This is a genomic window from Sphingorhabdus sp. (genome assembly GCF_023910635.1).
In the GTDB taxonomy this organism is placed as follows: Bacteria; Pseudomonadota; Alphaproteobacteria; order Sphingomonadales; family Sphingomonadaceae; genus Sphingorhabdus_B.
Map to the genome: position 1 here is coordinate 24,342 of NZ_JAAVVZ010000026.1, position 7,733 is coordinate 32,074.

A 7,733-nucleotide genomic window follows, 5' to 3' on the forward strand; every position below is an offset into this window, starting at 1 on the left:
GCATGAGATTTATGCCCTCCTTGCTCACCGAATATCTCGCGTTCCTGACCGACAACCGCCGGATGTCACCGCATAGCGTGCGCGCCTATTACGCGACGGCAGACCGGCTGTCGGGATTCCTGCAACGCCATTGGGGCGGCGAAGTTACCCGCGTGACGCTGCAGAAGATTTCATCGGCAGACATGCGCGCATTTTTGGCCGACCGGCGCGGCGATGGCCTTACTAATCGTTCCACGGCGCGTGAACTGTCCGCAGCGCGGCATTTCTTACGCTTTGCCTTGGGCGATGATGTTACTTTGCCTGTGATGAAGGGGCCGCGTGTGCAGCGCAGTCTTCCGCGCCCGGTGAACCCCGATGATGTTCTGGCCCTGGCTGATGACGTCGCCGAAAATGCAAAGGATATTTGGATCGGCGCGCGCGATTGGGCGCTGCTTTTGTTGCTCTATGGCAGCGGCCTGCGCGTCAGCGAAGCGACCGGCCTGATGGGCGACATATTGCCGCTGGGCAGCACGTTGCGCGTCACAGGCAAGCGCAACAAGACGCGTATCGTGCCCTTGCTGGAGCAAGTCCGGACCGCCATTCAAGAATATCTCGCGCTCTGCCCTTATACCGCCGGTGCCGATCAGCCATTGTTTCGCGGCGCACAAGGCGGGCCATTATCGCCCGCATTGGTTCGCCGCGCGGTTCAGGGCGCACGCACGCGATTGGGCTTGTCCGACCGGACAACTCCGCACGCGCTGCGCCACAGCTTTGCCACGCATTTGCTGGCGGGCGGGGCGGACTTGCGTAGCTTGCAGGAACTATTGGGCCATGCCAGCCTGTCGTCGACTCAGGTTTATACGGCTGTCGATACCGCTATGCTTTTGGATGAGTATCAGAACGCACATCCTCGGGCATAAGCACGGGTTTAGCTTTCCACCTCAGTAATCGCCAAACATAGGTCAGGACGATAGCTGCGATCACTAAGGTCGAAACTGGCCCAAGCCATTTTTCCACATCTTTGAACTGCGATCCCAGAAAATAGCCCGCACATGCCAAGGCCGAGGTCCATCCGGCGGTGCCAATCGTCGAAAATATCATGAAACGCCGAAACGTCATGCCGAACAAGCCAGCGGGTATCGAAATCAGCGACCGTAATGTGGGCAACATCCGCGCGATCAATACGATGATCGATCCATGCTTGCGAAACAGGCTTTGGCCGCGCTCCACCTCATCCCAATCGAGCGTCAACCAACGGCTGTATCGGTCGATGAAGACATGCATCCGCGCCTCACCAAATTTGACCGCCACCCAATACCATATCCAGTTGCCGAGCATCGCGCCTGCCGTGCCAGCCGCAATTGTCCCTGCAAGGTTCATAGTCCCGCGCGCCGATGATACACCAGCCACGGTCATGATGACTTCGGACGGTATCGGCGGGAATATCGTTTCGAGCAGCATCAACAACGCGACACCCCAATAATGGCCCCATTCGACCAAGCGAATGATCCAATCTTCCATTATTTCTGCCCCGACAATTTATGTTCAATAACGTCGAGAATGCGCGATGGTGTGTCCGTGCCATTAAAACGATCAATGGCGACGATTCCCGTGGGCGAGGTCACGTTTATCTCGGTCAGCCACTGCCCACCGATGACATCAATGCCGACAAATATCAGGCCAAGCTCCTTCAAACGCGGGCCCATAGCCATGCATATCTCAAGCTCACGGCTGGTAAGCTGCGTCCACTCCGCGCTGCCGCCAACGGCCAGGTTGGACCGGAACTCGCCTTCGCCCGGACGGCGGTTAATCGCGCCAGTCACTTCGCCGTCAATCATAACGATACGTTTGTCGCCCAGCGCCACATCGGGCAGGAATGGCTGTACCATATGCGGTTCGGGCCAAGTAGTGTTGAACACCTCAAACAAGGCACCCAAATTGCTTCCGTCGGCGTCAATGCGGAAAATGGCTTTGCCACCATTGCCGTGCAGCGGCTTTACAACAACCGCGCCATGTATTTTTTGGAAGTCGCTCACTTCGTCTGCCGAACGGGTGATGATTGTCGGCGGCATATACTGCCGATAATCGAGCACCATCACTTTTTCGGGCGCGTTGCGGACGCTGACGGGGTTGTTGACCACCAAAGTTTCATGCGCGATGCGTTCAAGCAAATGGGTGGCGGTGATGTAGCCGACGTGAAAAGGCGGGTCCTGCCGCATCAACACCACGTCGATGTCAGCGCCTAAATCAATCTTCTGCGGCGCGCCAAAACGATAATGCGCGCCTTCGACCCGTTGCAGGTCATGCACCGGATGCGCCCAAGCCATCAGCCGATCATTGGCATCCAGCGTCAAGGAACCAACATCATAATGCCAGATATCATAATCGCGCGTTTGCCCTGCCAACATCAGCGCAAAGCTGGAATCGCCAATGATGTTGATGCCGTCCATCGGGTCCATCTGGACCGCCATTTTGATTGTCATTTCGCGAGTTCCTATCCGTGCCAGACATTTGGCAAATGGTTGGGCCATCGCCATGGCGCAACCATAATTACATCAATCTGCATATTTTCGCATTCTTTGCCATATTTGGGGAGCAGAATTTCTGCCGCAGCGGCCACACGGCGCAACCGACTGGCATCAACCGCTGTAGCAAGGTCAACGGCTTTTGTCCGTGCCTTTACCTCGACAAAGGCGATGCTCGTTCCGCGCCGGGCGATTAAGTCCACCTCACCACGCGGGGTTTTCACGCGCACGCCCACAATGCGCCATCCTTTCAGCCGCAGGAACCAAGCGGCAATAGCCTCCCCGCGCCGTCCGCGTTTTTCGGCGGCAAGGCGCTTCACTGCGCCTTCAACTCTGTCGCGCGTGCATAAACCGTATTGCGCTCCAGGCCAAAGCGCTTGGCAATCGCGCCCGCTGCCTTGGCGGCTGACATAGTTTCCAGCGCCTCTTGCAACGCGGCATCGACATCCCCCGTCTCGGTCGCCACGTCGCCGGCAGGCGGGCCAATGATCAGGACGATTTCGCCTTTCGGTTCCTGTGCGGCATAGCGCGCCGCCAGTTCTGCCGCCGTTCCGGTGACAACCTCTTCAAACTTTTTGGTCAGTTCGCGGGCCACGGCAACTTCGCGGTCGCCATAAGTGTCGGCGATGGCGGCCAAGCTTGCGGCCAGACGCGGACCGGCCTCGTAAAACACCAATGTCGCCTTGATTTGCCCCAGCTCGGTCAATGTCTCGACCCGCGCTTTGGCTTTATTGGGCAGGAACCCTGCAAACAAGAAACGGTCTGTTGGAAGGCCACAGATCGACAAAGCCGCCGTCACGGCACTTGCGCCCGGAATGGTGAACACCGGCACGCCGGCGTCACGTGCGGCGCGGACAAGCTTATATCCGGGGTCGGAGATTAAGGGCGTGCCAGCGTCCGACACCAAGGCGACAACACCGTCCCGCGCGGCGGCGACCAAGGACTCGCGCTCAATATCCCCGCTATGGTCGTTATAGCGGCGCATTTTCTTTTTAATGCCAAGGTGATGCAGTAATTTGCCCGTGACGCGGCTGTCCTCAACCGCGACGATTTCTGCGGATTTCAGAAGGTCGATTGCCCTTTGCGATATATCTGCAAGGTTGCCGATGGGGGTCGCAACGACATATAAGCCTGATTCGAAAGTCATCGGATTATGCAGCTTCTTCCCAAGGAACCCAAAATGAGTGCATCCATTGCCGTAACGGGCGCGCAGCCGCAAGCTTTAGCAGGCCCGATCACAAAGCTGTTGATATTGGCGTCGCTTATCTTGCTGGCGGCCTGTAGCACAGTCCCGCGCAGCAAAGCCCCACCAGCGGCAGTTGCTGAGCCATCGGACGGGATGCACCGCGTTGCCCTTTTGTTGCCTGTAACCGGTCCAGATGCCGAAGTGGGGCAGTCGATTGCCAATGCGACGGCTCTGGCGCTTTCAGATACCAAAGTAACCAACATCCGCATGGTTACGTATGACACCGGCCTTGGTGTGGCCGCCGCGACACAGCGCGCGATTGCGGATGGAAATAAGGTCATCTTGGGCCCGCTGCGCAGTGACAATGTCATCGAGGTCGCAGAAATTGCGCGTCCATCGGGTGTGCCCATCATCAGCTTTTCCAACGATGTGGGCGTTGCCGGACAGAATGTGTTCTTGCTTGGCCATTTACCGAACCAATCGATTGAACGCGTGGTGCTTTATGCCAAGTCACAAGGCATGAACCGCTTTGCCGCTGTCGTTTCATCGAACGTCTACGGACAACGTGCGCAATCGAACATAACGACAGCCGTAAGGGCCGCCGGCGGCATATTAGTGGGCATTCAGGAATCTAATGGCACCGCCGCGTCTGCCGATGCCGCCGCCCGTCGTCTGGCACAGATGGGCACTATTGACGCCATATTGGTTGCCGACAGCGGGCGCGCTGCGATGGCAATTGTGCCTGCGCTGCGCCGCAGCGGGCTTCGCACGGCCAAAATCTTGGGCACCGATTTGTGGAATATCGACGGCACGCTTGCGGGTAGTTCGCCCATGTATGGCGCGTGGTTCGCAAGTGTATCGGACACGCTCTACACCCAATATGCCACCAAATATCGCGCCCGATTTGGCAAAGCACCATTGCGTCTATCGAGCCTGGGCTATGACTCGGTGCTGCTGGTGGCCCGCGTCGCCCGCGACTGGCGTCCGGGCACACGCTTTCCCATAGGACAGTTGACCGATCCTCAGGGTTTCATCGGTGTTGACGGCGCGTTCCGTTTCAACCCTAATGGAATGACCGACCGTATGCTTGAGGTGCAGGAAATCCAGGCGGGCAAATTCGTAACCGTCAGCGCGGCGCCGTCAAAGTTTGTGAAATAACGACATCCCGCCTGGGGCGGAGGCGCAACTTACCGCATCAGTGGCGGCAATCGGGGCCATGCACATGACCGCCGCCCATTTTGCGGGCCTTTTCGATCTTCTTCAACACCATCTGACGCTTTAGGCGCGACAGATGGTCGATGAACAATATGCCTTCCAGATGATCCATTTCATGCTGTAGACATGTCGCCATCAGGCCAGTCATGGTCTCTTCATGCAGCTTACCATCCAAGTCCTGCCAGCGCGCCCGGATTTGGGCGGGGCGCTCGACCTCGGCATATTGGTCGGGGACCGACAAGCAACCTTCATTATACAGGCTATGTTCGTCGGACGGGTCCAGAATTTCGGGGTTCACAAAAACGCGCGGGTTGCGAACGGGCTCTTCGCCCTCCATTGCCTCTTCCTGCAAGTCGATAACCAACAGGCGCTTTGGCACACCCACCTGAATGGCGGCCAAGCCAATGCCGGGCGCGTCATACATCGTCTCGATCATGTCATTGACGAGCGTTTTTAAATCATCACCAAAGCTCTCAACGGGTTTCGAAATGATTTTCAACCGCGCATCGGGCACTTCAAGAATAGGTAATATGGCCATGGGTCGCAAATAGGGACGGTCTTTGTATAAATCAACCGACGGGTCGTCGCGCACGCAATGCTTGCGCCAAAGTGCCATCGTCGAGATAATCAAGTTCCCCGCCCACGGGCACGCCATGCGCCAATTGGGTCAAGCGGATAGGGAATTGTTCCAGCCGTTCGGCCAGATAATGCGCCGTGGTCTGCCCCTCAAGCGTTGCGTTCATCGCCAGCACCACCTCATCAATGCCACCGTGGGCAATGCGGCTAACCAATCCGTCTATCTTGAGGTCCTCTGGCCGAACACCATCAAGCGCGGACAAACGACCGCCCAGAACATGATATTTCCCGGGAAACAGACGCGAACGGTCCAACGCCCATAGGTCGGATACATCCTCGACCACACAGATGGACCGGATGTCGCGGCGCGGATCGATGCAAATGCCGCATGGGTTGCCTGTGTCGATATTGCCGCAGGTTTCACACACTACCAGCCTTTGTTCGACCTGCTCCAACGCGCGTAAAAGCGGTTGCAAGACGCTCTCGCGCTTTTTCATAAGGTGCAATACGACGCGGCGCGCCGACCGAGGGCCAAGCCCCGGCAGTTTCGACAATGCGTGCGCGAGTGCGTCTATTTCTTGCGATGCCATGCGCCGGGTCTTAGGGGGCTTTTGAACAAAGGAAAAGTGACGATGCGTCTTGCCTTCATGGGAACTCCAGAATTTGCCGTGCCGACGCTCGATGCGTTGGCGGCGGCGGGGCATGATGTGGTCGCAGTTTATACGCAGCCCCCTCGCCCCGCCAATCGCGGCAAGAAACTTACCCCGTCCGCCGTGCAACAACGCGCCGAGGAACTGGGTCTGCTCGTTCGATGCCCTTTGTCGCTGCGTCAGGAGGATGCACAGGCTGATTTCGCTGCACTGGGCCTCGATGTTGCTATCGTCGCTGCGTATGGCCTCATACTGCCGCCTGCGGTCTTGGACGCGCCTACGCATGGTTGCCTGAATGTCCATGGATCATTGCTGCCCCGCTGGCGCGGAGCCGCGCCGGTGCAGCGGGCGATTTTGGCTGGCGATGCCACCACCGGCGTCATGGTCATGCAGATGGAGGCGGGGCTGGATACTGGCCCCGTCCGCGCGACGACGGAAATCGAAATCGGGCACCAGACGACGGGCCAGCTTACTATGGAGCTGGCGGAGCTTGGCGCGGAGCTGATGGTCCGGGTTTTGACCGATTTGGCGGCATTTCCCTGCGTGGCGCAGCCGGAAGAAGGCGTCACCTACGCCGCCAAGATCGACAAGGCGGAAACGAAGCTCGATTTTTCCCTGTCCGCGGCGGCGGTCGAGCGCCAAATCCGCGCTTTCAACCCAGCGCCGGGTGCATGGTTCGAATTTGACGGCGAGAGATATCGCGTTTTGGCGGTCGACATCGTCGCAGCCCACGGTGCAACAGGCGAGATTATCGACGACCAACTCACCATCGCCTGCGGCGTTCATGCCATCCGTCCAACGCGCATTCAACGCGCAGGCAAGCCTGCGATGCCCACCGCCGACCTGCTGCGCGGCAAGGCGATTCCGACTGGCACGATCCTAACATGACCCCGCTCACTCCCAAATTCGTCGCTCCAGCGCAGGTTGGTTGTGGGGAGAGAGATTTGCCTCTTACCCCTTCGGTCTGTGTGGCACTATGGATGCTGAAACAAGTTCAGCATGACGCAGGGAGAAGCATTCCTCCGCGACCTCTGCGCCTCTGCGTGAACTCCTTGATTTGTCATTCCCGCGAAAGCGGGAATACATGGGCGGAACTGTCGGAAAAAAGGTTCGCACAAAGGCACGAAGGCACAAAGAGGTTGCTCCCTGTCTTCGTGTCTTCGTGCGAACTAAAATCCTTTTATGCGCGGCAATATCGGACCAGGGATTCCCGCTTTCGCGGGAATGACAATTTTGGGGTATTGGGGTGCGTAAACGGATATGCCCGTCATCCTGAACTTGTTTGTGCAAACACGCCAGCGGATCTAGGGTCCATTTCCCGTCTCGTCCCTTCGGTCTGTGTGGCACGATGGATGCTGAAACAAGTTCAGCATGACGCAGGGAGAAGCATTGCTCTGCGACCTCTGCGCCGCTGCGTGAAACCAAATCCCCGTCGCCCCAACATATATGCTACCCGCAAATGACTCGCTTCGCGCTCACCATCGAATTTGACGGCGGCCCGTATATGGGCTGGCAATGGCAGGACCATGGCCCCTCGGTCCAAGGCGCGATCGAAGAGGCGATATTCAAAACCACTGGCGAAAAAACTTTGGTCTACAGCGC

Annotated in this window: 9 protein-coding genes and 1 pseudogene; 4 read left to right on the top strand and 6 right to left on the bottom strand. The window is 57.9% G+C overall.

The features are described 5' to 3' along the window. Positions 1-11: 11 nt before the first annotated feature. A complete protein-coding gene (locus HEQ34_RS12320; protein ID WP_296200881.1) occupies positions 12-899 on the top strand; it encodes a tyrosine recombinase XerC in 888 nt (295 codons plus the stop codon). Here the strand turns inward: HEQ34_RS12320 and HEQ34_RS12325 are convergent. From HEQ34_RS12325 to rsmI, 4 genes are read right to left on the bottom strand one after another with little or no spacing between them, the layout of a single operon-like run. Next, the gene (locus HEQ34_RS12325) at positions 856-1,500 is read right to left on the bottom strand and encodes a DedA family protein (protein WP_296200862.1); all 645 of its coding nucleotides are present in this window, start codon (positions 1,498-1,500) and stop codon (positions 856-858) included. The two genes, HEQ34_RS12320 and HEQ34_RS12325, sit on opposite strands and share 44 nt — an antisense overlap. Then, positions 1,500-2,462, bottom strand: a complete 963-nt coding sequence (gene gshB / locus HEQ34_RS12330) for a glutathione synthase (RefSeq protein ID WP_296200863.1) — start codon at positions 2,460-2,462, stop codon at positions 1,500-1,502. Before gshB ends, HEQ34_RS12325 begins: the two co-directional genes overlap by 1 nt. 11 nt (positions 2,463-2,473) lie before the next feature. Beyond that, complete coding sequence (locus HEQ34_RS12335; RefSeq protein ID WP_296200865.1) at positions 2,474-2,824, bottom strand: YraN family protein; 351 nt, start codon at positions 2,822-2,824, stop codon at positions 2,474-2,476. Then, positions 2,821-3,651: a 16S rRNA (cytidine(1402)-2'-O)-methyltransferase gene (gene rsmI, locus HEQ34_RS12340; protein ID WP_296200867.1), complete on the bottom strand. Its 831-nt coding sequence runs from the start codon at positions 3,649-3,651 to the stop codon at positions 2,821-2,823. Before rsmI ends, HEQ34_RS12335 begins: the two co-directional genes overlap by 4 nt. A gap of 33 nt (positions 3,652-3,684) precedes the next feature. Between rsmI and HEQ34_RS12345 the strand changes: the two genes are divergently transcribed. After that, positions 3,685-4,848, top strand: a complete 1,164-nt coding sequence (locus tag HEQ34_RS12345) for a penicillin-binding protein activator (protein ID WP_296200869.1) — start codon at positions 3,685-3,687, stop codon at positions 4,846-4,848. Between the two features lie 37 nt (positions 4,849-4,885). Here the strand turns inward: HEQ34_RS12345 and def are convergent, their stop codons facing one another. Then, positions 4,886-5,443, bottom strand: a complete 558-nt coding sequence (gene def / locus HEQ34_RS12350) for a peptide deformylase (protein ID WP_296200883.1) — start codon at positions 5,441-5,443, stop codon at positions 4,886-4,888. A 31-nt stretch (positions 5,444-5,474) separates the two neighbouring features. Then, positions 5,475-6,071 (bottom strand): recombination mediator RecR, encoded by a 597-nt coding sequence (gene recR, locus HEQ34_RS12355; protein ID WP_296200872.1) that lies wholly within the window; start codon positions 6,069-6,071, stop codon positions 5,475-5,477. Between the two features lie 42 nt (positions 6,072-6,113). Here recR and fmt point away from each other — a divergent pair, with 42 nt between their 5' ends. Together fmt and HEQ34_RS12365 are read left to right on the top strand one after the other, a co-directional pair. Continuing rightward, the gene (fmt, locus tag HEQ34_RS12360) at positions 6,114-7,019 is read left to right on the top strand and encodes a methionyl-tRNA formyltransferase (protein ID WP_296200875.1); all 906 of its coding nucleotides are present in this window, start codon (positions 6,114-6,116) and stop codon (positions 7,017-7,019) included. A 571-nt stretch (positions 7,020-7,590) separates the two neighbouring features. Continuing rightward, positions 7,591-7,733: pseudogene (locus HEQ34_RS12365) on the top strand (tRNA pseudouridine(38-40) synthase TruA); the annotation flags it as partial.

Excerpts from the sequence above, each read along its gene's own strand:
- rsmI (WP_296200867.1), bottom strand. The coding sequence starts at position 3,651 with ATGACTTTCGAATCAGGCTTATATGTCGTTGCGACCCCCATCGGCAAC.
- gshB (WP_296200863.1), bottom strand. The coding sequence starts at position 2,462 with ATGACAATCAAAATGGCGGTCCAGATGGACCCGATGGACGGCATCAAC.
- recR (WP_296200872.1), bottom strand. The coding sequence starts at position 6,071 with ATGGCATCGCAAGAAATAGACGCACTCGCGCACGCATTGTCGAAACTG.
- fmt (WP_296200875.1), top strand. The coding sequence starts at position 6,114 with ATGCGTCTTGCCTTCATGGGAACTCCAGAATTTGCCGTGCCGACGCTC.
- HEQ34_RS12345 (WP_296200869.1), top strand. The coding sequence starts at position 3,685 with ATGAGTGCATCCATTGCCGTAACGGGCGCGCAGCCGCAAGCTTTAGCA.
- HEQ34_RS12320 (WP_296200881.1), top strand. The coding sequence starts at position 12 with ATGCCCTCCTTGCTCACCGAATATCTCGCGTTCCTGACCGACAACCGC.
- HEQ34_RS12325 (WP_296200862.1), bottom strand. The coding sequence starts at position 1,500 with ATGGAAGATTGGATCATTCGCTTGGTCGAATGGGGCCATTATTGGGGT.
- def (WP_296200883.1), bottom strand. The coding sequence starts at position 5,443 with ATGGCCATATTACCTATTCTTGAAGTGCCCGATGCGCGGTTGAAAATC.